We start from the raw sequence: 26,036 nt of genomic DNA on the forward strand, positions 1-26,036 counted from the left end.
ACTGAGTGGAGCGCGATACCGGAAAGATCAGACCTGAAACACATGCCCTGGATGCCTTCATCCAGGCGACCGTGGAACGGCTCCTGACCACCGAGACCCGCAGCGCCGCTCCAGCCGACGGCCTGTTGTTCCTCGGCAACTGGCACGATGCCATGCCGCGGCTGATCTTCCAGGACCCGGTGCTCCAGCCGGTGGACACCCGCATCTGGGGTGTGATCAAGATCGCCGCCGCCGGCACCCACCCGACCGCCTTCCCCACCTACAAGCAGATCGCAAGAACCGCCAACGTCGGCTCCGAGGCCACCGTCGCCCGATCCATGGCGATCCTGCGCGCCACCCGCTGGCTCTCGCTTTGCCGGCGTGTGCGTGATGCTCAGGGCCGTTTCCGTGGCAACATCTATGCCCTTCACGACGAGCCCCTGCCGCTGGCCGACACTCTCTATCTCGACCGGGATTACATCCAGTTTCTGGAGCAGGCACAGAACCACGCCCATCCCCAGGTACGGAAGGTTGCAGCCGCCGTACTGGGTACCATCGAGGAGGATCTCCAGGAAGGCGACGGTGGCACCGCGCACCTCAATCCAATGCAGAGGCGCCTGGAGGCCATCCGGACCCTGCAAGGCGAGGCGAGCCGCTTCTTCGGCTTCTCCTCCCGCCAACTTCAAAATCTGAAGTCGGCGCCTGATGTCACCCCACTTCAAAATCTGAAGTCCCACCCACTTCAAAATTTGAAGTCGGAACGTAGTAGTAGTTGTAGTTATATAAATAAAAAAACAACTACTACAACAACAGGGAACCCAGAAAAGTCTGACGCGCGTGCGCGCGAAGAGAACACGCAGAGCCCGCTCGCATTCCCCTCGTCGCTGACGCCGAACGAACTCCGTCTGGCCAGGATCTGTCTGCGCAATGCGCCGGAGACCATGCGACAGGACATCCTGGACGAACTGGCCGGCCGGTTGCTCGCTGCCAAGCGCAAGAGTGAACCCATCGACAACCCCATCGGCTACCTGGCGCAACTATGCAAGGCGGCCCGCAAAGGATCGTTCACCCTCACCAGCCTGGGATTGAAGGCCCGGGAGCAACGTCGCCAGGAGGCCCATCTGAAGTGGCTGGAAGAGATCAGCCGCGAACGTGCACTGGCCCACATGCAGACCCTGCTCGAAAACCCTGGCCGACCGAGCCCAGACCGGGAATCCCGGACACAGGGGGCAAGTGATGGCAGTGCCATCACCTCTCACGAGCATTCGGCTGATGGTAGTGCCATCAACCCATCGCTTGAAATCCAGACCTCAACCCATCGGACATACGGACCTCGGAGTGATGGCAGTGCCATCACTTTGCACAACGACTCGACTGATGGCAGTGCCATCAGTCCTGCGACCGGCCCACCGGAGGATTCGCGCGAAAGATTCAAGCCACCGGGGTGATGGCACTGCCATCACCCCGGTACAGGTGCCACGTGGCACATCGAAATCCGCTGACAATGGAGGAACACGCTTATGGCCCAAACGACGACGGCAGACAACGCGGACGAACAGACGCCCCGCGAACTTCCCGACAACGCGGACCCGGCCGTGGACTACAAGACCGCCGCGGATCGTCCCGGCACCCTACGCGGCGACGCCTGCCTGGTGATCCAAACCCGGCAGGCGCAACGTCTGGTCTACGGCCGCAGGCAATCCCGAGAGCATCCCGGCATCATCGGGCTGGTCCGCTTCGGCATGCTGATGAAACGCATCTGGGTCTCGGCGATGCTGGACGACCCTTACGCGGACTGGTTTCTGCTGCAAGTCCATGAGGCCCTCGAAACCGGCCGCAGTGAGATCCAGAAGATGCGAACCGAAATGGACGAGCTGTTGCGCTCGACACGTGGGGTGGAGATCGCCATCGCCCACTCCCTCAAACCGGCCCGTGTTCCGCTCCAGTTTGCCAACCCCTACGGCTACATGGGCGCCTATCTGGTGGGCGACTACGACGAACTGGTCTGCGCGGTGCTCACCGCCCGGCACGTCGGCCTGCTCGGCCGAGACCCCGCCGAGCAGATGTTGCACCGAGGCGGCCGACTGATCCGCCGCGCCTTCCTGCTTCCCACCCAGTGGAAACACTGTGCCGTCGATCGCAACGATGTGCGCCAGGACAACCAGCGCGCCCAGGCGGCGCGTACCGCCATGGGGGAACTGCCGCAGGAGGTTCTGGACGGCACGCGCCGAGCCCGCCACGCCCCGGAGATCCGGAATCAATCAACGTCGGCTGCGCCAGTGAGCAAAGGCTTCCTTTCTGCTCGCGCCACCGGCGACACGCAGGCGGCCCATGGCGAGTAGATAACAGCGGGGGAATTCGAAAGTGATACGAGTGGACACAAAAGGCCCTTTATTACCCTTTAAGGGTAAGGGGGGCGCCCGGGTTCGTATGCGGGAACTGGAGAGGAAGCAGGCGGAGATCGAGTCACGCATGCGCAAGCTCGCGCAGGAGTTCCAGGCGACCTTCCGTTCCCCGCGGGTTGCCCACCTGGTGGTGCACCATCATGGCGGCTACTTCAATCTGCGCTGGCGTGCGACCGGCAACAATGGACGCGGCCAGACGTTCTTCGAGCTCACTACCACCGACCAGGGCCAGCGGGTATTGGCCAGGCTGCCACCGGTCGTGCGGCCGCTGATCCTGCGCTTCGAGCGGCAACGTCTGGAACTGAACCTCGCCTCCAGCATTTGCCAGCACGAACTGCGGCGGCTGCGCGATTACCTGGTGAAACTGGAGGCGCTTCGCACCTGCCAGAACGAAAACCCGCCGTGAATCGAAATACGGTTTCCACTGTGCGGCCCAAGGTGTCTGTGATGCCATGGTGGTGACAATCTGACCCCAGGAGGAATCGAGATGAGTACATTGTTCAGCGGTACCGGCAATTTGGGCAATGCCCCTGACTTGAAACATGTCGAAGTGGACGGCGAACAGCGGCCCGTGGCCGACATGCGGATCTTCTTCGATCGCCGCGTCAAACAGGAGGACGGCAGCTTCGCGGATGGTGGCGGTTTCTGGGTGACGGCCAGCATTTGGGGCTGGCGGGCCGAGGCGGCGGCGAAGTTGCTGCCCAAGGGCGCCCGCATCTTCGCCCGCGGCCGGTTGCGGGAAGAGACCTGGGAAGACGACCAGGGTGAGCAGCATACCCAGCTGCGCCTCGATGCCGACTACCTCACGGTGGACCTGCTGTGCGTCGACGAGTTGACCGTGCGCTCCAAGTCGGACCCGGTGGACGACGAGGAATCGGACTGATGGATCAGGATCGCTCGGGGACCCCTGTAAACCATGGCTGGCAACAGACAACACGCCGTGGACGGCAATGCCGAGGTAGACCGTCCGACTCCGAGTGCCACGTGGCACCGAACCGCGACGGCGCCGCATGAACGGCTTGGGGTTGAGACGAGCGTGCGGCAACTCGACGTGGACCTGCTTCGCCCGGGGCGCTACCAACCCCGCCGCAAGTTCACTTCCGAGGCGCTTGCGGAGCTGGCCGAATCCATCCGCACCGAGGGTGTGGTGCAACCGATCATCGTCCGCCCCCTCCCCGACACGGCACCGACACGCTACGAGATCATCGCCGGCGAGCGCCGCTGGCGCGCCGCCCAACTGGCGGGACTCCAGCACATCCCCGCCCTGGTACGATCCACCGACGACCGCTCCACCCTGGTCCAAGCCCTGGTGGAGAACATCCAGCGCGAGGACCTCAACCCCGTGGAGGTGGCGCGCGGCGTGGAGCGCCTGATCAGCGAGTTTCGGCTGACGCACCAGGAGGCCGCCCGCCGGCTCGGCCGTTCACGCGACAGCATCACGCATCTTCTCCGGATCCTGAAACTGGAACCTCCGGTCCTGGCCCAGGTCGAGGACGGCCGGCTTAGCCTCGGACACGCCAAGCTGCTGGCAGGACTGCCGCAGCCCATGCAGCGCCGTCTGGCGGACGAAACCATCCACAAGGGGCTGTCGGTCCGGGCGCTGGAGCGGCGGATCCGCGCCCTGAACGGCGCACCCGAGCGGCGGTCAGACGCCCACAGCCGGCGTGACGCCGACATCGTGCGCCTCGAGCAGCGGGTGGGTGAAATCGTCGGCGCGGAGACCCGGGTCGACTATGAGCCGGAACGTGGCCGAGGGCGGATCTCGTTCACCTTCCACTCTCTGGAGGCCTTGGAGGGGATTCTGGAACGGCTGGGATTCCACGGGTAGGCGCTGTAATGCATCCGCAGCCAAATAAGATTCACGGCATTTTCCAAACTCTATGGACCACAAGGAGCCCCCTATGTTTGACTTTCAATTTGAGCTCGTACGACCAGAGAATGCTATTGAATTTGAGTTTGATGATTTCTGCCGACACCTCGAAATAGCCATGACGGCGGGATCCTCGCTGATACCGGCTTCTGACCCTGAGGAAATTGGGCTGATCCATATCGAGGAGGATGGCGAGCAGATGAAAGTTAGCTTCACGGACTGTCCCATGAATCGCGCCATGTTTGCAGTCAAGCGGAGCTTCAACGATCCAACGAAATTCATGAGCTTCATGTGGCGCTTCTGGGCGCTCATGGACCTTGTACGGGAGGATGGGCTGCGACCGTGGTGTCAGCCGTCCAATGAGACCGAGGGCGCAATCACTATCCCCTCAGAGGTTCTCGATGTGGCCAGACGCATGCGACTGAACAAGCGCGGTGCGTTCAATGTTCGTAATTTCCGGAAACTCGTAGCTCAATCGGCTATGTAAGCCAAAGAGCTTGAGCTTCCAGTGGTTAATGACTAGGCCGCGAGCTCGACCCGGATGCTCTTACCCAAGGCCTTGGCGGCACGCTCCAGGGTCAGCAGCGTAACCGAAGGATTGTCGGGATCGAGCAGCCGTTCCAGGGCGGAGCGACTGGTTTTCATCCGCTTGGCCAGTTGGGTCTTGGTCAGCTTCTGCTCCTTCATGAGTTCCTTGAGCTGGTAAGCGATCACGCGCTTGACGGCAATGGCTTCCGCTTCCGCAAGCACACCTTCCTCTTCAAGAAAATCATCAAAGGTACTACCGATGTGTTTGCTCATATCACTTCTCCAGGTTGGCTTTGCGGTCTTTGGCCAGTTGCAGGTCTACTTGTGGTGTCTTCTGTGACTTCTTGATGAATCCATGCAAAAGAATCATCTGCTCACCTTTCACCGTAAACAGGATTCTGGCGATGCGTTTATCGAGCCGGCACCTGACTTCCCAAAGCCCATGGTCCATTTTCCGCACCACGGGCATGCCCAAAGGCCAGCCGTATTGAACCGTCTTGATATCGCCGCCGATAGCCTTCTTGTCCTGTTTGCTCAAACCCTTCAGCCACTCACGGACCGGTTCGTTCCCCGACTCCGTTCGGTAGAAAACCACTTCAAGAGACATATCGGCATCCACGCGGAAAAGTGTACCATATTTGGTACATACTGCAACCCTTTGAACGAAATGATGTTTTCGACATAATATACTATGAAATTAACCCAGTCCTTTAAAATCAATACGTTATCGGAAGTTTCGTTGAATTTACCATGTTCTCGCCTGACGATGAACTCACCCCAGGCCAGGCCGCGGACCTCCTGAACGTCTCCAGGTCTTACCTGGACAGGCTCCTGGAACAGGGTGACATCCCGGCCCGGAACCGGGGCGGTCAATGCCGGCTGCGCCTCCGGGACGTGCTGGAATACAAGGAGCGCAGCCAACGGCTGCGTGCCCGCTGCCTGGATGCGCTGACCGCCCAAGCCCAGGACCTCGACATGGGGTACTGAGAATTGCTTTGAATCGTCGATAACGTTTTTGCCTTGATGCACCCCTCACATCTGTTAGATTCAAGATAGTTTTACCGTCACCGTTGCGGATTTAACGGTACCCTTGCCGGTTTTTCCGGCGTCCCATGCGCCTTTGTCGGATCGCGAGACAGGCGCGGCGGCCTGAGGGCCGTCGATCCACCCTTCATCCACCCTGCCGGGGGAAGTCATTCCCCGTCCAGGGGCTGTGCTTTCTCCGGTGTTTTTCAACCAATGAGGAGAATGCACCATGCAAAACTCATCTCAACCCAAGTACTTCGATCTTCATACTACCGGCATCGGTTACCTGAACCGGGTCCGGGAAGTGAAGCCCGAGCGGGGTTGACCGTTTCTGGCGGTGGACATCTCCGCTCTGCACGGCAGCGCCGACAGCGTCGAGTACACCCGCTTCGATTGCCGGGTGTCCGGCCAGACGGCGCAGGATATCGTCCGTCAGTTGAAGCCTGCCATCGAGGACGGGCGCACTGTTCTGGTGGGTTTCAAGATCGGCGACCTGTATGCGGAAACCTTCACCTACGAGCGCGGTGAGCGAGCCGGTCAGACCGGTATCAGCCTGAAAGCCCGCTTGCTCAGGATCGGCTGGGCCAAGGTGGACGGTGAACCGGTCACCCTGCCCTCCGCCGACCAGGAACAGGCCGCCTGATCCGCATCCGGACGGGGCCTGCTCCTGTTCCATTCAACCACCCCGACGGGGAGACCCTCTCCCCACCCGGGGGACGCGTCTCCCCGTTTTTTTCAAGACACAAGGAGATGCACCATGCTCAAACTCAGCGGCGTATTGACCATCCGTACCATCAACGGCCGTAACGGCCCGTTCAATGTCGGCCGGCTCGTGACCGATCTCGGCGAGTTTTCCGTCAAGGACACGCTCCTCGACCAGTACGAGGAAGGCAAGTACGAGGGGGATTTCGGCATCAGCCGTATCTATCCCTCCTACTACCTGGCCGGCGGGCGCCTGGTCGTTGAGGTCCGGGCCACGCTGGAGACCATGGCGTTGGCCGGGATCGACGAACTCACGGCCGAGGACGTGGCCCCCGCGGTGGAACCCGATCCCATCGAGGAGACGCCACCGGCCACCATGCCGCAGCCCGCTCCGAGCGGCGACGAGCCCACCGAGGGGGATGATGAGGATCCTGACGTTCGCCTGTTCGGTGAACTGTGGCCGTTGGGCGCGAAGGTCAAGCTCGACCCCACCGTGGACCGAGCCCGTTTCCGCCGGCAGAAGGAACGGCTCAAGAGCCTGGGCTATCAGTTCCGGCCCCTGGGCCAGTTCTGGGAAAAGCCGGCCGAAGAGGAAGCGGCCTGATCCACGACCGGCCGGAAGGGGCATCCTGCCCCTTCCGGACTGCGGTTTCGGACCGGTGACCGGGGAAGGTCTGCGGCCTTCCCGGAGCCTCCCGGGCGGGGGTTGCGGGAAGGCCGCAAGGCCTTCTGCCTCAATCGTCACCGGCCGCCCGCTGTCGGGAAAAGGCGGGTCCCTTTGTGCGGAGAGACCGCGCCCATGTATGTGGGACCCACCACCCCGATACGGGTCCGGCGACACGAGACAACCCGGTCGCACGGCAGGACCGCGTTGTTTCCATCGCGCGGGGTTGCCGGTCTCAGACCGGTCGATACTGCCCACGTCGGCAACACCCCGACAACGGCGCACTTGAAACAGGATTGACGACGGGAAGATCCCCGCGTGCGGGGGTCTTTCCGCAGGGCTTGCGGTTCCGACCTTTGCCGAACCTTGCGGAAAGACTCGCAACGATTGTGGTGGCGACTCTCAGTCGCGCCCTGCCGGCCTCGTCCGGCACCCTTGCCTGCCCCGCTGTGGGCGGGCGCCCTGAAAGCACCTTGGTCTGGCCGGGAAGGAGGTGCAGCGGTCCCCGTTTCATAAGGGGACCGTCGGTCTTTTTTCAACGTCCCTGTCCGGGAGTCTCCACTCCCGGTCCGGGGGTCGGTTTCTCCTGGGCGGTCTACCGCCTCCCTGCGGGGGTCCACCAAAGCGGCCTCCCACAGGCTGTTTTGGGGACCTCCATCGTGGAGGCACAACCAACAGAGGAGAAACACATGTCACTCAAGACCCCCGAACAGGTAAACCTGCAATCCAGTAACGGCCTGCTGAGTATCGGCAACACGGCGTGCCGCATCGAACCGCTTTCCAAGCGAATGGATGCCACCGTCGAAACAGCCGATACGTCTTGCACGGCCGCTGCACCGTTCCCCGATTTCGAGATCGAGCTGTTGAACCAGCACGGCATCGAGGGGATACACATCTACTTCAACTGAGGATACGGGCGGCCGCCAGGCCGCCGTTCCTTCCATCGACCCCGCGGGGCATCGCCATGCCCCACGGGGCCGTGGTGCGCCCCGCTTTCACTCAATCCGAAAGGAGGTACACCATGGGATGGCTGTTCACATACGGCACAAGCAAGGCCGACATCATCCGTGACTTGACCGCACCGGAAGAGAACGAGACGCGGCGCTGGGAAACCATCGCCCACTGCGTGCGCGGCAACGTGCTCTGGGCGGTGATTGAAATCACCTACAAGCAGGAGAACCGGTGCAAGCGGTTCATCGCCTGCTACCTGCTCGCCAAGCAGGATGGATGCGGCTGGGGGTACAAGGACATGGAGGAATCCATGCATCCCTATTACTACTCCTGTCCGCTGAAGTACCTGGACATGGTGCCGGTCGCCAACGCCGACTGGCGCGACCAGGTCCGGGACTACCACCGGGACCGCAACCGGAAGGTCGAGATCGGCCAGAAGGTCGGCATCAAGGGTTCCACCATACCGTGGGTGGTCATCACATCGTTGCATCCGTTGACCGGCGAGTACGGCGGCAGGCGCTATCGCGTGCCCCGCCGCATGCTCGGCGACGTGCTCTGACCACCGTCATCACCCAATCGAACCAGCGAACGACACGCCGGTCGTTTGGGTTTCAAAGGAGGATGTCATGTACGACTACCGTGAACGCGAACGGCGATTTCTCGATGCCTGGAAGCGTGGCGTTCTGTTGGCAGGCCAGGACTGTTTCAGGGTGAAGTCCCCGACGGTCGAAGCTGCCACGCACAAGCGCCAACTCGAGCCCGATTGGGACTACATCGAGGAGACCATCACGGCACGCAGTCGCGGCGAAGCCGCGTTTCTTGCTGCGATGTGCTCGTTCTACAACGCCGAGTGGGGCCAATCGTTGCTGGTTCGTGCCGGCTATCCGAACCTCTGCGACCTGGCCTCGAAGCTGGATGAACCCCATGCGGGGATCGTCGCGGAGCTCTTTCTCAATTACCCCGGGTGGTAATCACCCGGACACATTCTTTCAACCCGGTCGGGGCGCACACTCCCCGACGGGGGTGCGCTTCTCCGGCCATGTAACACACCAACGAAAGGAGAAGCACAATGGCTTTGATGTTCCAGCGCCTGGCGCGCAACTTTATCAAGAACGGGTATTTCCCGACCGACGCCGAGACCACGCGACGCGTGTTGTCGGCTCTACAGCCCGGGGATACGGGGCAATTTCGCATTCTCGATCCCTGCTGCGGCGAGGGCGTGGCCCTGGCCGAGTGCAAACACCACCTGGGTGCCGACCGGACCGAGGCCTTCGGCGTGGAGTACGACGAGGAGCGGGCCTGGCACGCCAAGAGCATCCTGGACCGCTGCATCCACGGCGACGTGCAGGACTGCATCATCGGCAGACGCCAGTTCGGCCTGCTGTGGCTCAACCCGCCTTATGGCGACCTGGTTGCAGACAAGGCGGCGCTGGCCGGCTACACCGGCAAGGGCCACCCTCGGCTGGAGAAACTGTTCTACGGCCTGTCCAATCCCTGGCTCGCCTTCGGCGGCGTACTGGTGCTGATCATCCCCGGCTACAGCCTGGACCGGGAACTGGCGGGATGGATCGCCACCCACTTCGAGCAGGTACGGGTGTTCCAGGCGCCGGAGCAACGCTTCAAACAGGTGGTGATTTTCGGCATTCGCCGACGCACCACCGGCGCCACGGGCATCAGTGAAACCCGTGCGATGCTGGAGGCGGTCGCCGCCGAACCACCCCCGGTGCTGCCGGAGCGTTGGCCCGACGCGCCCTACGTGGTGCCGGCCGCGCCCCAGGGTGAGGCGACCTTCGTCTACTCGCGCATGGACCGGCGTCAGCTCGCCGACGAACTGGCGCGTCACCGCGGCCTGTGGGAGCGGTTCGAGCTGGTGTTCGGCGGTACGGGGCGAGGCTTGCGCCGACCATTGCGCGCGCTCTCGGACTGGCACCTGGCGTTGGCCCTGGCCGCCGGCCAGGTGTCCGGCGTGGTGCGCGCCGCCGACGGCCGGGTGTACGTCATCAAGGGCGACACCCACAAGGAGAAGGAGGCCAAGGTCGAAGTCGAGGAGAAGCCCAACGGGCGCATCACCGAGACCCGCATCCTGACCGACCGCTTCGTGCCGGTGATCCGGGCCCTGGACTTCACACCGGGCAGCCCGAGCTTCGGCCAGGTCCTGGTCATCCGTTGAAGAGGAAACGACATGGCGCCGCCGGCCGGCGGCGTCTGTCTCAAACCTCAACGCAGACGAGGCGATGGGGTTTGCGACAGACGTGTTCTTTACCGTCGCCGTTGCGGCTTCAACGGCACCCTTGCAGGTGGGACACCTGCGCCCAAGCGCCTTCGCCGGACCGTGCAACAGGCGCAGCGATTCTCGAAATCGCCGGTCCATCTCTCTTTTCTCAACCCAATCGGGGAGCGCACCCCCGTTGGGGCGAGGCCTCCTCACTCAACTTCAACCACTGATAAGGAGGTGCTCCATGAGTAAACGCGTACTTGGCATCGTGCAGTTCAAAGCATGGCTCTGCACAGCCGTACTGGAAACATACAGCGATGGGCGTCCGGCAATCGCCTTGTTCGATTGCGAAGACGGCTCCCCGGTCGCCTGTGCGACGGTCAATGTCCCGGAAGTCCCGTTGGCGATCGACGAGATCATCATCAAGGACTATTCGGAGAACGCCGGGATGCTGGACGCATTGGTCGCAGCCGGCATCGTCACGACGACCGACAAGACTGTGCCCCTCGGTTTTACCGTTGGGCATGTGTGCAGATTGGCGAATGCCGACATACCGGTAGCGCTTTGAATCAACCGCCGCTGCCTGGTCTGCGGCAACCACCCTCGCGGGGAGATCGACTCCCCGACGGGGGTTCTCCCCGCATCCATCGACTGCGGAGGAGACCATGATGCAGAACGTCTTGCCTTTAACCACCGACGCTGGCGATCGGTTCGCGGCGATCCGGCCTTCGGAACTCAGTGAGACCGAGCAGGCGTCACTCGTGCGACTGGCACTCGCGGTGCTGCAGGCGCGCCATCGACCTGGGGAGTACCTGAACAGCCCGGACGCCACCCGCGATTACCTGCGACTGCTTCTGGGCGAGCGCAGGAACGAGGTGTTCGGGACGCTGTTTCTCGACAACCGTCATCGCGTGCTATGTGTCGAGGAGCTGTTCCAGGGCACCCTGGACGGTGCCTCGGTGCATCCACGGGTCGTGGTGCAACGGGCGTTGGCGTGTAACGCCGCGGCCGCGATCTTCTACCACAATCACCCGTCCGGCTTGCCGGAACCGAGTCGTGCCGACGAGGCGCTGACGCGGAAACTCAGGGACGCACTCTCTCTGATCGAGGTGCGCGTCCTCGACCACATCGTCGTCGGATGCGAAGGCACCGTGTCCTTCGCTGAACGCGGCCCGCTGTGACGATCTCAATCCACCCCGCCGGGGAGACGCTCCCCGGCCGGGGGCGTCTCTGACCGGTTTCTTGACCATCAACCGAAAGGAGAAAACTCCATGAACACGCTCAATCAACGTGACGCAACACGGCCTGCGCTCATGCCCATCCTGGATGCGCCCGGCCTGTTCGCCGACGCCGTCCTCACCGATGAAGGGGACAACCTGTTGTTCCTGTCGCTGTGGGGTCGGGACACCGCCGTGCAGGAGTTCCGTGCGCGGCTGTCGCTGCCGGTCCGTGAAGGCGGACTGGACAACTTCCGCCTGGATGGTGACGGCGCACCGTTCGTGCAGGTGGGCAACCCGGAACGGCTGGTCACCGACTCCGGACGCACACCGCCGCAGATGATCTTCGGCAGCTTGGTTCACCTGTGGCTGTACGACCGTCTGGCGGTAGAGCCGGACCGTGCCAACCGGCGTGCGTTGTTGCTCTATCAACCGAAAGACGCATCGACGCCCACAGGGAAAGCGTCGCTCAGGCATCGGCTCTGGTCACAGGTCACCGAGACCTGCCACCTGCCGCTGCTGCCCGAGTGGCGTGACACCGTGCTCGATGCCTTCGAGGCCGCGGGCTGGATCAAAACCCTCCAGGGCGTCGGCCTGGCCGCCTATGCCTTGGACCTGGGTGACGACGCGGTTGAAACCGTTGTCAGCCAACTCATCCGGGAACGCCGTCTGACGGCCACCGGCTGATCGACCGTACCGGGGGATGCCGCCCTGCGCCATCCCTCATTCCACCCCACCGGGGAGACTTCCGTCCCCGGTAGGGACGGTGGTCTCTCCATTCATCAACCGAAAGGAGAACCATCATGAACGACAAGCAAGCCATCGATGAGCTGTTTGGTGAAGTCATTCACGCCTACACGCGCGCCCAGGCCATCGAGGACGGGGTACTGGTGGACGTGTCGGAGACGGCCCGCGAGGCCGGTTTCCGCTGGCCGGTGGCCCTGACCCGGGCCGCCTGGGCGGACTGCGTCGCCTGGACGGAGGACGACAACCACCGCCAGGTCTACCAGGACGAGTCCGGCCGCCTGTGGGATGTGCTGTGGATGGCGTTCAATGCGATCCGCGGCGCCGCCGCCGGTAAATCGCAGATCGTGTACCAACTCTATCGCGTGCCGCGAGACGGCAAGAGCGTCGAGGCACGGCTGACGGCGCTGAAACTGGTGGCCGGGCCGGGTGACGCCGGCGAACCGGTGGTGACCATCATGCTGCCCGGGGAGGACTGACCATGACCATGGGCGACCTCGTCCGACAGCGCTACCCGCGGCTCATTCGGGCCGTTCAGCGGGGCAACCGGTTGAGCGAACCGGAAGCTGTCAACGCCTTGGTGGAGTACGGAATCTTCGGCATCACCGACGATACCGTCTCGGAAGCGACCGCCCCGCTGGGCGGTCCACTGGCGGTCATCCGACAGGGTTTTCGCTACCGGCACTGTCTATCGAACCAAAGGTAAACGGGCGTCTTCGACGTCACACCGTTCCCACCCCGCGGGGAGACTTCCGTCCCCCGTGGGGCGGTGGTCTCTCCGCCCATCCAACTGGAGGATCATCATGAAATACGTTGTGCAATACACGCTCCCCTACGAGCACCGGGTCGTGGTCGGCATCGAGGCCGAAAGCAGAGAGGCTGCCACCACCAGGGCTGAAGCCTTGTTCGACGAGGGCGAGATATGGCAGGACACCGCTGAGGTGCCGTTGCTGTTCGACGACTACGAGGAAACGGGCGACAGCCCTCTCATCTTCACCGTCGAGCAGGAACTGGACGCCGATGCTCCCTGGCCGGAAGCCGACAGCAGCGTTCACTACCTGCGCCGGCGTGAGGCGGCTTTCACGGCCGCACGGTTGCTGGTCGAAGCCTACCGCCGCGGCGAGGAACGCGGCGGCAGCATCGACTGGGACGATCTGAACCAAGCCTATGAAGCCGCCCTGAAAGCCGTGTGAGGAGGTGAAGCGATGAACCGTCTATCAACTGTTCAAAGCGATGCCCTCACACGAGCGCGGCGTCATTTCGGCCGGTGCTGGAAAACGAAGCTCAGGCAATGCTGGCTCTATGCGAGCTATCCGCCCGAGCTGCGCGATGTGGCGCCCCATTTACAGCACCTCAGAAACACGCTCGGTCCAAGCGGTCTGAGCAGGCTGAAGTAACCAGCCGGCCCCGCTCTCGCGGGGCCTTTCCCGAGCACCGGTTGGCCGATGTTCGGGAAAGGTCTTTTCACCGTCGCCGTTGCGGTTTCAACGGCACCCTTGCAGGTGGGACACCTGCGCCCGAGCGCCTTCGCCGGACCGTGCAACAGGCGCAGCGATTCCCTCATATAAAGGGGATCGCCGGTCCATTTTGTTACTCAACCCACACGGGGTGGATTCATCCCCGTGCGGGGTGGTCTGCCCCTCGTTTTTTCAACCTGAAAGGAGCAGACCATGAGCGCAACTGCAGAAACGCTTCAACTCGATATCGACGTATCCAACGTCATTCCGCTGTCCCAGTTCGTCTCCGACTTCGGCGACGGCCTGCTGGAGGCGGTCACCCGGCAAAACCCGCCGGTCTACGACGGGACGCCCGACCCGCGCCGCGACGCGGTGATGGAGGTCCTCAAACGCAAGCCGTTCCCAGCGCAGCGGGCGGTGGTGCAGGCCGTGACCCGGTTGCTGGTGGACGAGGCCGAACAGGCCGCGGTCATCAACGCAGAGATGGGCACCGGCAAGACCATGATGGCCATCTGTACCGCCGCGGTACTGCATGCCGAGGGATACCGACGCACCCTGGTGATCGCCCCACCCCACCTGGTCTACAAGTGGCGGCGGGAGATCCTGGAGACGGTGCCGAATGCCAGGGTATGGGTCCTCAACGGCCCGGACACCCTCCGCAAGCTGTTACAGCTTCGGGCGGCACTGGATGGGGCGCCAAGCCACCAGGGTCCGGAGTTCTTCATCATGGGCCGCGTGCGCATGCGCATGGGTTTTCACTGGAAACCCGCCTATGCGGTACGCAACGTCCACGTGCGCGAGCACACGGAGCGGGGCAACGATGAATCGCCCACCTTCGTGCGCACCGTGCGCTACGCCGCCTGCCCCGCCTGCGGGACGACGGTGGTCAACGGCGACGGCGATCCGGTGCCACCGGAGCTGTTCCCGGCAGAACGCCGTCTGGCCTGCGGGGAGTGTGGTGAGCCCCTGTGGACGCTGATACGCCCGGGTCGCAAGCAGAAGAGCCGGCGCGAGCTGGTTCTCGAGGCCATGTGCCAGCTACCCACCATCGGACCCAAGACGGCGGACAAGCTGGTGCGGACCTTCGGCGAGGACCTGCTGTCGGGGATGCTCGCGGACAACGTCCACGAGTTCATCAACCTGATGGACGCCGACGGTGAGCTGGTGTTCTCCGACCGCCAGGCGGCGCGCATGGAGCGTGCCATGGCGACCCTGGAGTTCTCTTTCGGCCAGGGCGGTTATCAGCCGACGGAGTTCATCAAGCGTTACCTGCCGGACGGGTACTTCGATCTGCTCGTGGTGGACGAAGGCCATGAGTACAAGAACGACGGCTCGGCCCAGGGCCAGGCCATGGGCGTGCTCGCCAACAAGGTCCGCAAGGTCTTGCTGCTGACCGGCACACTCATGGGTGGCTACGCCGACGACCTCTTCTACCTGCTGTGGCGCATCATGCCCCACAGGATGATCGAGGACGGCTACCGCTACAACGGCCGCGGCAGCCTGGGCAGCGCGGCCATGGCCTTCATGCGGGACCACGGCATCCTCAAGGACATCTACAAGGAGTCCGAGGGGGACAACCACCGCACCGCCCGCGGCAAGCGCATGACCGTGCGCACCGTCAAGGCACCGGGGTTCGGCCCCAAGGGGATCGCACGCTACGTGCTGCCGTTCACGGCCTTCCTCAAGCTCAAGGACATCGGCGACAAGGTACTGCCGCCGTACCGTAAGCATTTCCAGGAAGTGACGATGACGGCCGACCAGGCTGAGCGGTATCAGGCCCTGGAGTCCACGCTCACGGCCGAGCTGAAGGAGGCCCTGCGCAAGGGCGACAACAGCCTGCTGGGTGTCGTGCTCAACGTGCTGCTGGCCTGGCCGGATACCTGCTTCCGGGAGGAAGTGATCAAGCATCCGCGGACCCGGCAGTTGCTGGCGTTCGTGCCGTCGATCCTCGGCGAGGCCCCCTCTCCGAAGGAAGAGGAGATGCTGCGCATCTGCCGGGAGGAGAAGGCCCGGGGGCGCCGTGTGCTGGTCTACACGACCTACACCGGCACCCGCGACACCTCCAGCCGGCTCAAGGGCCTGTTGGAGAGCCATGGCCTCAAGGCCGCGGTGCTGCGGGCCAGCGTGGACACGAGCCGGCGGGAAGACTGGATCTTCGACCAGGTCGACCGCGGGGTGGACGTGCTCGTCACCAACCCCGAGCTGGTGAAGACCGGTCTGGATCTGCTGGAGTTCCCGACCATCGTGTTCATGCAGACCGGCTACAACGTCTACACCTTGCAACAGGCCTCCCGCCGCTCCTGGCGGATCGGCCAGAAGCACCCGGTGGACGTGTATTTTCTTGGCTATGGCGAGACGGCACAGATGGCGTGCCTGTCACTCATGGCCAAGAAGATCGCGGTAAGCCAGTCCACCTCCGGCGACATGCCTGAGACCGGCCTGGACATCCTCAACCAGGATGGGGATTCCATCGAGGTGGCCCTGGCCAAGAAGCTGGTGTCTTGACCCTAATCCCGCCCTGCGCCTATTGGCGCTTGGCGGGATGCTTATTTACGCAGCAGCAATCAGGGCGGAGTTGTGCAAAAAACAAGGACATAACATACTGATACCCAAGAACTTTGCTATCGTCAAAGAACGTTCGAAGGTTTCACGTGTTACGCATTTATGGGACAATAGATGCATGTTGAACAAAGCATTCAACCAGCGCACCGAGGAGAATTTTCTCATAAGACTCGCATTGATTTTCGCCCTGGTTTTTGCCGCCGCACATGTGGCTTTCCACGACCTGGACATGAGCGGTGATGGCCTGGGTGTTCAAGACGAGTGCCATGTCTGCCGTCTTAACCATGCGCCAGCGGCCTCTTTGGCCGTCCCTTCCCTCGTTGCTCCGTTGCAGTTTCTCGTATATGTACTTCCTATTGCAGATTCAGATTATCAACTATCACATCCGTCCCACATCTCTTGGGCACGTGCCCCACCCCTGTTCTGATTGATCTCTTACTGACGGCTGACGTGTAAACCACGCAGTGTTCTGCTGCGTGGTGTCGTCAGCGGCAATGTATTGCTGATAAATCAGAACAGGAGTTCATTATGGATCATTCTTACTTTCGTATTAAACGGGTAGCCGCCGTTATGAGTGCGCTGCTGCTCAATCCAGGGGCTGCATTCGCTGGTAAGGAGACCGAGTCATTACACCGGCAATTAACAGAAATCACGCAACAAATGCAGCGCCTGCAACAGACCTACGAACAGCAGATCAATGCGCTGGAACAGCGTCTGGAGGAACTGGAATCAAAATCGGTTAAAAGTGCCAAGGCAGCCGTTTCCCCTGCCTTACCGAAAGTATCCACTGCGACGGCAAGTCATAGCGGCTTCCAGATCGGCCTGTCCGGCCTGTTCGCGGCCGGCGGTTCCAGTGTCGATAACGACGCACTGGAAGGTTTACAGGGCGGCGCTCACGATCCCAACCAGAACGGCTTCACGGTGCAAAACGTGGAGTTGTCTATTGCTGGTACGGTAGACCCTTACTTTGATGCCCAGGCCAATATCATCTTCCAGATCGACACCAACGGTGAGACAGTGGTGGAACTGGAAGAAGCTTTTTTTACCACTCGCAACCTGCCTTGGGGTCTGCAAGTCAAAGGCGGCCAGTATTTCACCGAGTTCGGCCGCCAGAACCCACAACACCCCCATACCTGGAGTTTCGTGGATCAGCCCGTGGTGTTGTCACGTTTCTTCGGTGGTGATGGTTTGCGCAGCCAGGGTGTGCGCGCTTCCTGGCTGATGCCGACAGACTGGTACTCGGAACTCTATCTCGGCATCCAAAACCCTAAGGGAGAAACGGTGACCAGCTTCCTGAATGCGCCGGGGGAAGAAATCGGCGGCCATACCCTGATTGACCGGGATGCACGCAATTTTGGCGATTTGCTCTATACGGCGCGTTGGCTCAACGGCCTCGATCTGTCCGATACGCTCAGCATGAACCTCGGCGTCTCCGGTCTGTGGGGTCCCAACGCCAGCGGCATGACGACCGATACCCAAATAGTTGGCCTGGATCTCTATCTGAAATGGCAACCCGCCTACACGCAGCGCGGCTTTCCTTTCGTCTCCTGGCATACCGAGATATTGAAACGCCGCTATGAGGCAGGTGATCCGGTCGATCCCAGCCGTGAAACCCTCAAGGACTGGGGATTGTTTACCCAGGCACTGTGGGGATTCAAACCCGGCTGGGTGGCGGGATTGCGCTGGGAATATGCCAGCGCCGATGGCGATACGGCGAGCGACCCACTGCGCGATACGCGTAAGCGGCTATCGCCCAACCTGACTTGGTATCCCACCGAATACAGCAAGCTGCGGCTGCAATACAACCGCGACTGGGCACAACACTTGCCCGGCAAAACCGCTGACTCCTTATGGTTGCAGTTTGAATTCAACCTCGGCAGCCATGCGGCGCATGTGTTTTAGGAGGCCATCATGAAAAGACATAAACTCTTATTCGGGCTGCTGTTGTTCATGACCACCTTCAATAGTCACGCGGCGCTACGGGTTGTAACGACCACCCAGGATCTGGCGGCCATTGCCGAAGCGGTGGGCGGCGAACGGGTACAGGTGCAGAGCCTGACGCCCGGTACCCGCGACCCGCACTATGCTACCGCCAAGCCCAGCATGATCCGCAAGGTCTTCCGTGCCGATCTGCTGCTGGTGATCGGCTCCGACATGGAAATCGGCTGGTTGCCACCCTTATTGCAATCAGCGCGTAATAGCCGAGTACAGCCCGGCAATCCCGGCTATCTGGATCTCTCAAGCGTCATTCCCTTGTTGGGCAAAATCAATGGCCCCGTATCGCGCGCCATGGGCGATGTGCATGCCAAGGGCAATCCCCATTACTGGCTGGACCCACGTAACGGCATACGCATGGCGCGGGCGATCGCCACGCGACTGGGCGAACTGGATCCCGTACATAAGGACGAATTCCATCATCGATTCAAGGCATTCGTCCAAACGATGGATGACAAGCTACCTGTCTGGCGGAGTAAGCTTAGCCATCTCAGAGGACAGTCGGTCATCGCCTACCACAAATCCTTTGTCTATCTGGCAGATGCCTTCGGCTTCCGCATCGTCGATGAGGTCGAACCAATCCCCGGCATCGCCCCGAGCGCCGCTTCCCTGAACGCACTGATCACACGCATCCGGAACGAACACATCGGCCTGCTCATCATGGAGCCGTATTACGAGCGCCGGTCTGCGCGCTACTTAAATGAACAGACGGGTATTCGCACCGTAGTGTTGCCCCAATCGGTGGGAGCGCAGCCCGGTATCCACACCTATTTCGATCTGTTCGATGCCATCGTGGCGGCACTGAACAACGACGGAGGAAAATGACATGGACCCGTGGTTGATTCTGTTGCCAGCGTTTGTTATGAGCGCCTTGATGATTCTTAGTCATACCTACTTGGGCCTGCATGTGCTGGCACGTGGCATCATCTTCATTGATCTGGCTCTTGCCCAGGTAGCAGCCCTGGGAATAAGCCTCGCCTTTTTGTTGGGAGAGGAGGCCCATGGCTTGACTGCACAGATTTATGCCTTTGGTGCCACCTTGACCGCCGCGTTTGGCTTTGCCGGTTTACGCCGTATCCCGGGCAAAACGACTCGCGAAGTCATTATCGGCTGCGTTTATGTGGTAAGCACAGCACTCTCTATCGTTATCCTCAGCCGCTCGACCCAGGGCATGGAGGAACTCAAATCGCTCTTTAATGGCAACATCCTTTGGGTACGTTGGGAAGAAATCGGAATCGTAGCAGGGATATATCTCGCTCTGGCCGTGTTACACGGGATTTACCGTCAGAAGTTCCTCGCTCTGTCATTTGTAAGCGAAGAGACCAGGAGACCGGGCTTTCTGTGGGAATTCCTGTTTTTCGCCTCGTTCGCGGTGGTGATTACCTTGGCGGTCAATATTGCCGGAGTATTGTTGGTCTTCGCGTTTCTGATAATTCCGGCATTCAGCGCCTCGTTGCTGGTCTCTTCGCTCACGAACCGTCTACTGGCTGGGTGGGGACTTGGATTATTTGGCGCCGTTGCCGGTTTGTGGGTTTCCTTCAACGCAGATCTGCCTGTCGGTGCCACTGTTGTATCTGTAATTGGGCTATTACCATTTGTTGCGCTTATGCTCCGGAAAATGAAGATATAGTAGATTTTCTGGTTGGCGTGCGCTTCTCTCATGAATAGCCGAGTCCGTATCATTGCCTCATCACACCAACAACCCGCGACAATTGCAACATCCCTTTGTAACTGGGTTGGACCTACAATTCTCCCCAGCGCGCCACGTCCGCCACCCAGTACATGCATCGTCCCGTGATGCCGGGGACATCGCTTCGCACGGCATCGAGCACGACCTCCACATCATCGTCTTGCAGCAGGATATCCACTCTCACGCGAGGCGTATAGCCAACCACCTTGTCCCGCGCGGACAGGAAGTGATCCGGTTCTGCCCGGTGACCGTGACCTTCCACGTGGGAGAAAGTGAATTCCTGAACCTGGCCCAGGCCGCGCAGGCAATCGGCCAGGTCCTGCTGAACGCTCGCATTCACGATCATGACCAGATTTTTCATGGCAAATCTCCTGCAATGGCTTGCGGTTTCTCATCGACCCGGGTTTCCAGCCAGGCATAGAGGGTGGGTAACAGCACCAGCGTCAGCAGAGTCGATGTGAACAGTCCTCCGATCACCACCACAGCAAGCGGGCGTTGCAACTCGGAACCCGGCCCGGTGGCGAAGAGCAAGGGCAACAGGCCCAGTCCGGCGATCAGGGCGGTCATGAGCACCGGCCGCAGGCGCCGTTCGGCACCTTCCTGCACAGCCTGCAGTACGGTACGGCCGGCCTCCCGGAGCTGATTGATGTACGTCACCATGACTACACCGTTGAGCACGGCCACGCCGAACAAGGTGATGAACCCCACCGAGGCAGGTACCGACAGGTAGAGACCCGACAGGTAGAGGCTGATCACGCCGCCAATCATGGCGAAGGGAATGTTGAGGATAATCAATCCGGCCTGGCGCAGGGAACGGAAGGTGGTGAACAGCATCACGAAAATCAGGGCTACGGAGACAGGCACCACCAGGCCCAGCCGGGCTGCGGCCCGCTGCTGGTTCTCGAACTGGCCACCGAAGGTGACGTAGTAGCCTGCCGGCAGCTCCAGCGTCCGTTGCAACCGGGCGCGCACGTCGTCAACGAACCCAACCACGTCCCGACCCTCCACATTGGCCTGCACGACCACCATGCGCCGGGTGGATTCGCGGGTGATCTCCACTGGACCGTCCACCTCGCGGATATCCGCCAGACTGCTCAACGGTACACGTTCGCCGGAGGCCGTCTTGACCCACAGCGAGCCAATGTCTGCGGGCGTGGCGCGCGCCGACTCCGGGTAGCGAAGCAGGACGCCGATACGCTGGTTTCCCTGGATGATCTCGGTTATCACGCGCCCACCCACGGCCACCTCGACGAGGCGGTTGATGTCCTCGATGTTGATCCCGAAGCGGGCGATTGCGTTCGGGCTGATCTCGATTTGCAGGTAGATCTGGCCCGATAGTTGACTCCGGAACACATCCACCGCCCCGGGCACCTCGCTCACCAGGGCTTCGATCTGCTTGGCCTTCTCCTCCATCACCTTCAGATCGTCGCCGTAAAGTTTGATGGCCACGGCGGCGCGCACACCGGTGAGCATTTCCGAGACGCGCATGTCGATGGGCTGGGTGAAGGCATAGTCGATGCCGACAAACCGGTCGAGGATCGAACGCAGTCTTTCGTGGAACTCCTCCAGCGTGATTGTCCACTCGTCCCGAGGCTTGGTAATGAGGAAATTGTCGGTCTGGTGCAGCCCCATGGGGTCGAGGCGCAACTCGTCGGCCCCAGTGCGTGAGACTACGCCGTTAACCTCGGGCAGCTCCATCATCGCTTTTTGAAATGGCGCATCCAGCTCCAGGGAACGCTCCAGGGAAATGCTGGGCAGCTTCTCGATGATGACCACGGTGGTGCCTTCATCCATCACAGGCATGAACTCCCTGCCGATCCAGGGGAACAGGGCCGCAGCGACCGCCATGGCCGCCAGGGCGCCGCCTACTGCCGTCTTCCGGTTGGCCAATGCCCAGCGCATCACCGGCAGATAGGCGCGCTTCAGCGACACCAGCAGCCGGCCGTCCACCTCGGCGCCGGCTCCGGTCTTGTGCCGCATCAGCAGGCTCGCCAGCACCGGAATCACCGTCAGTGACAGGATCAGCGAACCCACCAGTGCGAAGGTGATGGTCACGGCCAGGGGCGTGAACATCTTGCCCTCCAGGCCGGTCAGGCTGAACAGCGGCAGGAAGACGACGATGATGATCAGAATGCCGGAGATGACCGGCGTGGCCACCTCCAGCACCGCGCGATAGACCAGGTGCAGCCGGCCCACGCCGGGCGGCGCGTGGCTGAGCCGGGTGTGGATGTTCTCCACGACAACCACCGCCGCATCCACGAGGATGCCGATGGCGATGGCCAGTCCCCCCAGCGACATAAGATTGGCCGTGACGCCAAACACCCGCATCATGACGAAGGTGAAGAGCACCGACAGCGGCAGGATCAGTGCCACGGTCAAGGCCGCGCGCAGGTTGCCCAGCATGACGACCAGCACCAGCAGCACGAGCAGTACCGCTTCGCCCAGCGCCTTCTCCACGGTCCATACCGCGGATTCGACCAGCTCGGTACGATCATAGAAGGGCACGACATGCACTCCCGGCGGCAAGGCCGTCTTCAACGCGTCGAGTTCCGCCTTGACCCCCTCGACGGTTGCACGGCTGTTGGCCCCCTTGCGCAACAGCACCAGGCCGGTGACCACCTCGCCCCGCCCATCCGCGGTGACTGCGCCATAGCGGGTCAGGGAGGCGATACGCACCTCCGCCACGTCACGCACGTGCACGGGGATGCCGTCGCGTGCGGCAATGGTGATCGCCTCGATATCGGCGATGCCCTGCAACTGGCCCACGGTGCGCACCAGCAACACCTCGTCATTACGGTTGATGCGATCACCACCGGCGTTACGGTTGTTCTCAACCAAGGCCCGCTCCAGGTCGGCGATGTCCAACCCGCGGGCCAGCAAGGCTTCGGGATCGGGCGCCACCTCGAACACCTTGACCTTGCCGCCGAGGGAATTGACATCGGCGACGCCATCCACGGTGCGCAGGCGCGGCCGGATGATCCAGTCCTGGATACGGCGCAGCTCCTGCAGGCTGTATCCCTCGCCTTCCACCCGGTACATGTAGATCTCCCCCAGCGGCGTGGTGATGGGTGCCAGCCCGCCTGCCACGCCCTCGGGAAGTTCGCCCCACACCTGGTTGAGACGCTCGGCCACCTGCTGCCGCGCCCAGTAAATATCGGTGCCGTCCTCGAAATCGATAGTGATGATACTGAGGGCGTACTTGGTAGTGGAGCGCAGCACCGTTTGGCGGGGCAGCCCCTGCATCTCCACCTCGATGGGAAAAGTAATGCGGCTTTCCACCTCGGTCGGCGAGAGTCCCGGCGCCTTGACGATAACCTGCACCTGCGGCGCGGAAATGTCCGGGAAGGCGTCGATGGGCAGGGTGCGGAATGCCCACACGCCGCCGGCGCAGAGCGCCACGGCCAACAGCAGGATCATCAACCGCTGGGTCAGGGAGAAACGGATCAGTGCCGCAACCATGGTCTATTCGCCTCCCTCGTACTGCCAGTGGGACTTGAGCTCCGCCACGCCCTTGCTGACCACGGTGGCACCGGCCTCGATGCCTTGCAGAACGGACACCCAGCCCGCCGCTTCGGATCCGGTAACCACCGGCACGGCCTCGAACCGCCCACGCCCCAGCACCTTGAAGACATAGGCGCTGTCGCCGACGCGAAACACCGCACTCACCGGTACCATCAGGCCGCGGGTCGGCACCGCGGCCAACGAGATCTCGGCGTACATACCCGGCCGCAGGCGGCCATCGTCATTGGCCAACACGATGCGTCCCGTCAAGGTCTGGCTTTCGGCGTCCACCTGGCCACCCAGGGACTCCAGGCGCCCACGATAGGTCTGGCCGGGGCCGGCGGCCACCCGGATGACAGCCTCCGCCCCCAACTCGACCTGGGGCAGGCGATCGACCGGAATGTTCACCATGGCCCACAGGACGCTGAGATCAACAACCTGGAATGCGGCCAGGCCCGCGGCCACCATCTGGCCCGGCTCGATGGCCACCTCGGTCACCACGCCGTCCACCGGGCTGGCCAGCTCGAGCACGGCGAGTCGCTGGGGATCGCGTGCCAGGTGCCCGATCTGCCGTTGCGACAGGCCGGCCAGTGACAGCAGCCGGCGGCGCGCCTCCAGAGTGGCGCGGGCAGACTTGTACTCGCTGTCCACGCGCAACCAGCGGCTTTCGGCAATGATGCCGTCTTTCCACAAGCCCTCGATGCGCGCCCGTTCGGCGCGAGCCAGCTCGAAGCGGGCCAGGGCCTCCAGGTAGTCCGCCTGGGCCAGGCCCAGACGATGACTGTGCAACCGTGCCAGCACCTGGCCCTTGCGCACCCGTTCATGGGACACCACGCGCAACTCCCTGACGATCCCGCCCACGATGGGCGCCACGCGGTGGGCGCGGCGCCCATCGGCGGTCAAGATGCCGTTGAGTTCAAGCCGGGCGCGGCTCTCACGCTCAACCACGGTGGCGGTATCCAGGGAAACATTGGCCAATTGAGCCTCGGTCAGTTGTAGCGCTCCGGCCAGGACTAATGACGGCAGCAGGCCAAGAAGCAAGGTGGCGATGACCTTATTGATGATCTTATTCATGGGCAGCATCCTGTTTGGTTGTCATCAGCAGGGAGCGACCGGCGGCCAGACGCAGTTCCGCGGCCTCGAGCCATGCCTCCTGCAATAATTCCAGATAGCGTTCGTGGGCATCGAAATAGGTGTTGTTGGCGTCGATCAAGTAGAGAATTTCCACCTCGCCGCTGTCGTAAGCCCGACGGGTCATCTCGAATACCTCGCGTGCCGGCGCATACACCCGCTCGCGGAAATGCACGCCCTGTTCGACCAGATGGGTCAAGTGCAAATGTGCCTGGCGGAGGCGGCTGCCCAGATCGCGTTCCCGTGCCCGCAGGCGTGCTTCCGCCCGGTCCATTTCGGCGTGGGCCTCCCGGATCCGCCCCTGCTTGCGATCCCACAGCGGTACGGTGACGGCCACGCCGACACCGTTGACCTCCTGGCGGCGTCCCCCCAGGTAATCCTGCTCGCGGAACAAGCGCAGCACGGGGTCCGGCCAGCGTTCCGAGCGCGCCAGGTCGATACCGGCCCGGCTTGCCTCCAAGCCATACTGCTCTACTTGAAGCGCCGGATGGTCCGGCAGACCTGCCAGCAGCTCCGCCAGGGGAGGCATGGATTCGAACGGCGTCAGTGGCACCAGCTCGGGGACAAAGCCGGCTGGCAGCCCCAGGTAGGCGCGGAAACGGCTCAGTGCCTCGTTGAACCGGCCTTCGGCCTTGGCCAGGTTCTGCTGCGCCGCCTCGCGGATCAGGTCCAGCCGCAACCGTTCCAGACGCGCCATCTCCCCGGCCCAGGCACGCCGCTGGCCCGCATGCTGCAAGTCGTCCGCCAGTTCCAGGCGCTGCCGAGCGAGGCGCAGGCGCGCGTCGGCCAGCTGCAGAGCGTGGAAGCGCCGCGCTGTTTCAGCCTCCAGCAACAGCAAGCGGTAACGCCGCTCGGCGCGGGCACGCTTCAGCACTGCCTGCGCCATCCGGCGCTGATGGCCCAACCGGCCACTCAGGGGCAGGGGCTGGCTGAAGATAAACTGGGTGAGATCGGTCCCCCCCTGGCCGTCGTCCTTGCCCAGCCGGTCATCGCCGCGCAGCTCGAACTCTGGGTTCGGCCAGACGAGGGACTGGGACAAGGCGCCTTCGGCAGCCGCAACGCCGGCTTGCGCCGATTCCGCCTCGGGCGCAACCTCCAGCACCTGGCGGATGCTGCGCTCCAGTGTCCACGGCGCCTGTGCCTGTGTCGCACCGGATGCCAGAACGAGACAGGCCAACAGGAATCTACGCGAAACACCGCAACACGCCCGCGGATTCCGGGCACGAGTATTCTCGGACATAAATCACTCCACGATTTCCGGGCATGCAATCACGCCCCGGATGGGACTTGGACACGCGCATTGCCGGGTTCTGGCCTGGGCCAGACCCTTGCAAGGCGACGACAGGAGGATTGCTTAGACGAGGGGTGGAGCGCGAAGCGGTGGCGGCAGTGATCGACG

General features: G+C 62.3%; 29 protein-coding genes and 1 pseudogene. 24 read left to right on the plus strand and 6 right to left on the minus strand.

Features of this window, described 5'->3' with window-relative positions; translation table 11 throughout:
• Window positions 1-5 precede the first annotated feature (5 nt).
• The 6 genes from QVG61_RS09105 to QVG61_RS09130 all read left to right on the plus strand — a co-directional run bounded on the left by QVG61_RS09105 (window position 6) and on the right by QVG61_RS09130 (window position 4,741).
• Window positions 6-1,427, plus strand: a complete 1,422-nt coding sequence (locus tag QVG61_RS09105; protein WP_289930318.1) for an STY4528 family pathogenicity island replication protein — start codon at window positions 6-8, stop codon at window positions 1,425-1,427.
• A 72-nt stretch (window positions 1,428-1,499) separates the two neighbouring features.
• Window positions 1,500-2,321: a PFL_4669 family integrating conjugative element protein gene (locus tag QVG61_RS09110; RefSeq protein WP_289930319.1), complete on the plus strand. Its 822-nt coding sequence runs from the start codon at window positions 1,500-1,502 to the stop codon at window positions 2,319-2,321.
• Between the two features lie 88 nt (window positions 2,322-2,409).
• The gene (locus tag QVG61_RS09115) at window positions 2,410-2,790 is read left to right on the plus strand and encodes a hypothetical protein (RefSeq protein ID WP_289930320.1); all 381 of its coding nucleotides are present in this window, start codon (window positions 2,410-2,412) and stop codon (window positions 2,788-2,790) included.
• Window positions 2,791-2,871: 81 nt separating this feature from the next.
• Window positions 2,872-3,267 (plus strand): single-stranded DNA-binding protein, encoded by a 396-nt coding sequence (locus QVG61_RS09120; protein WP_289930321.1) that lies wholly within the window; start codon window positions 2,872-2,874, stop codon window positions 3,265-3,267.
• 153 nt (window positions 3,268-3,420) lie between these two features.
• The gene (locus tag QVG61_RS09125; RefSeq protein WP_289930322.1) at window positions 3,421-4,212 is read left to right on the plus strand and encodes a ParB/RepB/Spo0J family partition protein; all 792 of its coding nucleotides are present in this window, start codon (window positions 3,421-3,423) and stop codon (window positions 4,210-4,212) included.
• Between the two features lie 73 nt (window positions 4,213-4,285).
• Window positions 4,286-4,741 (plus strand): hypothetical protein, encoded by a 456-nt coding sequence (locus tag QVG61_RS09130; RefSeq protein ID WP_289930323.1) that lies wholly within the window; start codon window positions 4,286-4,288, stop codon window positions 4,739-4,741.
• Between the two features lie 32 nt (window positions 4,742-4,773).
• On the opposite strand, the gene QVG61_RS09135 is transcribed toward QVG61_RS09130, so the two are convergent.
• Together QVG61_RS09135 and QVG61_RS09140 are read right to left on the minus strand one after the other, a co-directional pair.
• On the minus strand, window positions 4,774-5,055 hold the full coding sequence (locus QVG61_RS09135) for a helix-turn-helix transcriptional regulator (protein ID WP_289930324.1): 282 nt from the start codon (window positions 5,053-5,055) through the stop codon (window positions 4,774-4,776).
• Window position 5,056: 1 nt separating this feature from the next.
• Entirely contained in the window at window positions 5,057-5,389 is a 333-nt protein-coding gene (locus tag QVG61_RS09140) for a type II toxin-antitoxin system RelE/ParE family toxin (RefSeq protein ID WP_289930325.1), read from the minus strand.
• A gap of 143 nt (window positions 5,390-5,532) precedes the next feature.
• Here QVG61_RS09140 and QVG61_RS09145 point away from each other — a divergent pair, with 143 nt between their 5' ends.
• The 18 genes and pseudogenes from QVG61_RS09145 to QVG61_RS09230 all read left to right on the plus strand — a co-directional run bounded on the left by QVG61_RS09145 (window position 5,533) and on the right by QVG61_RS09230 (window position 19,945).
• Window positions 5,533-5,769 carry a helix-turn-helix domain-containing protein gene (locus tag QVG61_RS09145; RefSeq protein ID WP_289930326.1) on the plus strand — a complete coding sequence of 79 codons (237 nt, stop codon included), beginning with the start codon at window positions 5,533-5,535 and terminating at the stop codon, window positions 5,767-5,769.
• 268 nt (window positions 5,770-6,037) lie between these two features.
• A pseudogene (locus tag QVG61_RS09150) lies at window positions 6,038-6,451 on the plus strand (STY4534 family ICE replication protein).
• Between the two features lie 114 nt (window positions 6,452-6,565).
• Window positions 6,566-7,114 carry a DUF3275 family protein gene (locus QVG61_RS09155; protein WP_289930327.1) on the plus strand — a complete coding sequence of 183 codons (549 nt, stop codon included), beginning with the start codon at window positions 6,566-6,568 and terminating at the stop codon, window positions 7,112-7,114.
• A 749-nt stretch (window positions 7,115-7,863) separates the two neighbouring features.
• On the plus strand, window positions 7,864-8,082 hold the full coding sequence (locus QVG61_RS09160; protein WP_289930328.1) for a hypothetical protein: 219 nt from the start codon (window positions 7,864-7,866) through the stop codon (window positions 8,080-8,082).
• Window positions 8,083-8,195: 113 nt separating this feature from the next.
• The gene (locus QVG61_RS09165) at window positions 8,196-8,684 is read left to right on the plus strand and encodes a hypothetical protein (protein WP_354671159.1); all 489 of its coding nucleotides are present in this window, start codon (window positions 8,196-8,198) and stop codon (window positions 8,682-8,684) included.
• A gap of 67 nt (window positions 8,685-8,751) precedes the next feature.
• Window positions 8,752-9,096 (plus strand): hypothetical protein, encoded by a 345-nt coding sequence (locus tag QVG61_RS09170; RefSeq protein WP_289930329.1) that lies wholly within the window; start codon window positions 8,752-8,754, stop codon window positions 9,094-9,096.
• 98 nt (window positions 9,097-9,194) lie between these two features.
• Window positions 9,195-10,295 (plus strand): DUF6094 domain-containing protein, encoded by a 1,101-nt coding sequence (locus tag QVG61_RS09175; RefSeq protein ID WP_289930330.1) that lies wholly within the window; start codon window positions 9,195-9,197, stop codon window positions 10,293-10,295.
• Between the two features lie 289 nt (window positions 10,296-10,584).
• A complete protein-coding gene (locus QVG61_RS09180; protein ID WP_289930331.1) occupies window positions 10,585-10,908 on the plus strand; it encodes a hypothetical protein in 324 nt (107 codons plus the stop codon).
• 97 nt (window positions 10,909-11,005) lie between these two features.
• Complete coding sequence (locus QVG61_RS09185; RefSeq protein ID WP_289930332.1) at window positions 11,006-11,521, plus strand: JAB domain-containing protein; 516 nt, start codon at window positions 11,006-11,008, stop codon at window positions 11,519-11,521.
• 90 nt (window positions 11,522-11,611) lie between these two features.
• On the plus strand, window positions 11,612-12,244 hold the full coding sequence (locus tag QVG61_RS09190) for a hypothetical protein (protein WP_289930333.1): 633 nt from the start codon (window positions 11,612-11,614) through the stop codon (window positions 12,242-12,244).
• A 116-nt stretch (window positions 12,245-12,360) separates the two neighbouring features.
• Window positions 12,361-12,780 (plus strand): DUF6573 family protein, encoded by a 420-nt coding sequence (locus QVG61_RS09195; protein ID WP_289930334.1) that lies wholly within the window; start codon window positions 12,361-12,363, stop codon window positions 12,778-12,780.
• A gap of 2 nt (window positions 12,781-12,782) precedes the next feature.
• On the plus strand, window positions 12,783-13,007 hold the full coding sequence (locus tag QVG61_RS09200) for a hypothetical protein (RefSeq protein WP_289930335.1): 225 nt from the start codon (window positions 12,783-12,785) through the stop codon (window positions 13,005-13,007).
• Window positions 13,008-13,104: 97 nt separating this feature from the next.
• Complete coding sequence (locus QVG61_RS09205) at window positions 13,105-13,494, plus strand: hypothetical protein (protein ID WP_289930336.1); 390 nt, start codon at window positions 13,105-13,107, stop codon at window positions 13,492-13,494.
• A 477-nt stretch (window positions 13,495-13,971) separates the two neighbouring features.
• Entirely contained in the window at window positions 13,972-16,263 is a 2,292-nt protein-coding gene (locus QVG61_RS09210; protein WP_289930338.1) for a DEAD/DEAH box helicase family protein, read from the plus strand.
• Between the two features lie 175 nt (window positions 16,264-16,438).
• Window positions 16,439-16,747: a hypothetical protein gene (locus QVG61_RS09215; protein WP_289930339.1), complete on the plus strand. Its 309-nt coding sequence runs from the start codon at window positions 16,439-16,441 to the stop codon at window positions 16,745-16,747.
• Window positions 16,748-16,848: 101 nt separating this feature from the next.
• Entirely contained in the window at window positions 16,849-18,222 is a 1,374-nt protein-coding gene (locus QVG61_RS09220) for a hypothetical protein (RefSeq protein ID WP_289930340.1), read from the plus strand.
• A 9-nt stretch (window positions 18,223-18,231) separates the two neighbouring features.
• Window positions 18,232-19,140 carry a metal ABC transporter substrate-binding protein gene (locus QVG61_RS09225; RefSeq protein ID WP_289930341.1) on the plus strand — a complete coding sequence of 303 codons (909 nt, stop codon included), beginning with the start codon at window positions 18,232-18,234 and terminating at the stop codon, window positions 19,138-19,140.
• Window position 19,141: 1 nt separating this feature from the next.
• Window positions 19,142-19,945 carry a metal ABC transporter permease gene (locus tag QVG61_RS09230; protein ID WP_289930342.1) on the plus strand — a complete coding sequence of 268 codons (804 nt, stop codon included), beginning with the start codon at window positions 19,142-19,144 and terminating at the stop codon, window positions 19,943-19,945.
• Between the two features lie 112 nt (window positions 19,946-20,057).
• Here QVG61_RS09230 and QVG61_RS09235 read toward each other — a convergent pair whose 3' ends face one another.
• From QVG61_RS09235 to QVG61_RS09250, 4 genes are read right to left on the minus strand one after another with little or no spacing between them, the layout of a single operon-like run.
• Window positions 20,058-20,366, minus strand: a complete 309-nt coding sequence (locus QVG61_RS09235; RefSeq protein ID WP_289930343.1) for a DUF3240 family protein — start codon at window positions 20,364-20,366, stop codon at window positions 20,058-20,060.
• Window positions 20,363-23,464 carry a CusA/CzcA family heavy metal efflux RND transporter gene (locus QVG61_RS09240; protein WP_289930344.1) on the minus strand — a complete coding sequence of 1,034 codons (3,102 nt, stop codon included), beginning with the start codon at window positions 23,462-23,464 and terminating at the stop codon, window positions 20,363-20,365. Before QVG61_RS09240 ends, QVG61_RS09235 begins: the two co-directional genes overlap by 4 nt.
• 3 nt (window positions 23,465-23,467) lie before the next feature.
• The gene (locus tag QVG61_RS09245; RefSeq protein ID WP_289930345.1) at window positions 23,468-24,580 is read right to left on the minus strand and encodes an efflux RND transporter periplasmic adaptor subunit; all 1,113 of its coding nucleotides are present in this window, start codon (window positions 24,578-24,580) and stop codon (window positions 23,468-23,470) included.
• Window positions 24,573-25,877, minus strand: a complete 1,305-nt coding sequence (locus QVG61_RS09250; protein ID WP_289930346.1) for a TolC family protein — start codon at window positions 25,875-25,877, stop codon at window positions 24,573-24,575. The genes QVG61_RS09245 and QVG61_RS09250 overlap by 8 nt, the downstream gene beginning before the upstream one ends.
• Window positions 25,878-26,036 lie beyond the last annotated feature (159 nt).

It is taken from the genome of Thiohalobacter sp. IOR34, assembly GCF_030406045.1.
GTDB lineage: Bacteria > Pseudomonadota > Gammaproteobacteria > Thiohalobacterales > Thiohalobacteraceae.

Excerpts from the sequence above, each read along its gene's own strand:
- QVG61_RS09190 (WP_289930333.1), top strand. The coding sequence starts at position 11,612 with ATGAACACGCTCAATCAACGTGACGCAACACGGCCTGCGCTCATGCCC.
- QVG61_RS09240 (WP_289930344.1), bottom strand. The coding sequence starts at position 23,464 with ATGGTTGCGGCACTGATCCGTTTCTCCCTGACCCAGCGGTTGATGATC.
- QVG61_RS09185 (WP_289930332.1), top strand. The coding sequence starts at position 11,006 with ATGATGCAGAACGTCTTGCCTTTAACCACCGACGCTGGCGATCGGTTC.
- QVG61_RS09220 (WP_289930340.1), top strand. The coding sequence starts at position 16,849 with ATGGATCATTCTTACTTTCGTATTAAACGGGTAGCCGCCGTTATGAGT.
- QVG61_RS09250 (WP_289930346.1), bottom strand. The coding sequence starts at position 25,877 with ATGTCCGAGAATACTCGTGCCCGGAATCCGCGGGCGTGTTGCGGTGTT.
- QVG61_RS09130 (WP_289930323.1), top strand. The coding sequence starts at position 4,286 with ATGTTTGACTTTCAATTTGAGCTCGTACGACCAGAGAATGCTATTGAA.
- QVG61_RS09180 (WP_289930331.1), top strand. The coding sequence starts at position 10,585 with ATGAGTAAACGCGTACTTGGCATCGTGCAGTTCAAAGCATGGCTCTGC.
- QVG61_RS09230 (WP_289930342.1), top strand. The coding sequence starts at position 19,142 with ATGGACCCGTGGTTGATTCTGTTGCCAGCGTTTGTTATGAGCGCCTTG.
- QVG61_RS09160 (WP_289930328.1), top strand. The coding sequence starts at position 7,864 with ATGTCACTCAAGACCCCCGAACAGGTAAACCTGCAATCCAGTAACGGC.
- QVG61_RS09120 (WP_289930321.1), top strand. The coding sequence starts at position 2,872 with ATGAGTACATTGTTCAGCGGTACCGGCAATTTGGGCAATGCCCCTGAC.
- QVG61_RS09115 (WP_289930320.1), top strand. The coding sequence starts at position 2,410 with ATGCGGGAACTGGAGAGGAAGCAGGCGGAGATCGAGTCACGCATGCGC.
- QVG61_RS09210 (WP_289930338.1), top strand. The coding sequence starts at position 13,972 with ATGAGCGCAACTGCAGAAACGCTTCAACTCGATATCGACGTATCCAAC.
- QVG61_RS09155 (WP_289930327.1), top strand. The coding sequence starts at position 6,566 with ATGCTCAAACTCAGCGGCGTATTGACCATCCGTACCATCAACGGCCGT.
- QVG61_RS09145 (WP_289930326.1), top strand. The coding sequence starts at position 5,533 with ATGTTCTCGCCTGACGATGAACTCACCCCAGGCCAGGCCGCGGACCTC.
- QVG61_RS09165 (WP_354671159.1), top strand. The coding sequence starts at position 8,196 with ATGGGATGGCTGTTCACATACGGCACAAGCAAGGCCGACATCATCCGT.
- QVG61_RS09215 (WP_289930339.1), top strand. The coding sequence starts at position 16,439 with ATGTTGAACAAAGCATTCAACCAGCGCACCGAGGAGAATTTTCTCATA.
- QVG61_RS09140 (WP_289930325.1), bottom strand. The coding sequence starts at position 5,389 with ATGTCTCTTGAAGTGGTTTTCTACCGAACGGAGTCGGGGAACGAACCG.
- QVG61_RS09175 (WP_289930330.1), top strand. The coding sequence starts at position 9,195 with ATGGCTTTGATGTTCCAGCGCCTGGCGCGCAACTTTATCAAGAACGGG.
- QVG61_RS09135 (WP_289930324.1), bottom strand. The coding sequence starts at position 5,055 with ATGAGCAAACACATCGGTAGTACCTTTGATGATTTTCTTGAAGAGGAA.
- QVG61_RS09195 (WP_289930334.1), top strand. The coding sequence starts at position 12,361 with ATGAACGACAAGCAAGCCATCGATGAGCTGTTTGGTGAAGTCATTCAC.
- QVG61_RS09200 (WP_289930335.1), top strand. The coding sequence starts at position 12,783 with ATGACCATGGGCGACCTCGTCCGACAGCGCTACCCGCGGCTCATTCGG.
- QVG61_RS09110 (WP_289930319.1), top strand. The coding sequence starts at position 1,500 with ATGGCCCAAACGACGACGGCAGACAACGCGGACGAACAGACGCCCCGC.
- QVG61_RS09225 (WP_289930341.1), top strand. The coding sequence starts at position 18,232 with ATGAAAAGACATAAACTCTTATTCGGGCTGCTGTTGTTCATGACCACC.
- QVG61_RS09235 (WP_289930343.1), bottom strand. The coding sequence starts at position 20,366 with ATGAAAAATCTGGTCATGATCGTGAATGCGAGCGTTCAGCAGGACCTG.
- QVG61_RS09205 (WP_289930336.1), top strand. The coding sequence starts at position 13,105 with ATGAAATACGTTGTGCAATACACGCTCCCCTACGAGCACCGGGTCGTG.
- QVG61_RS09170 (WP_289930329.1), top strand. The coding sequence starts at position 8,752 with ATGTACGACTACCGTGAACGCGAACGGCGATTTCTCGATGCCTGGAAG.
- QVG61_RS09245 (WP_289930345.1), bottom strand. The coding sequence starts at position 24,580 with ATGAATAAGATCATCAATAAGGTCATCGCCACCTTGCTTCTTGGCCTG.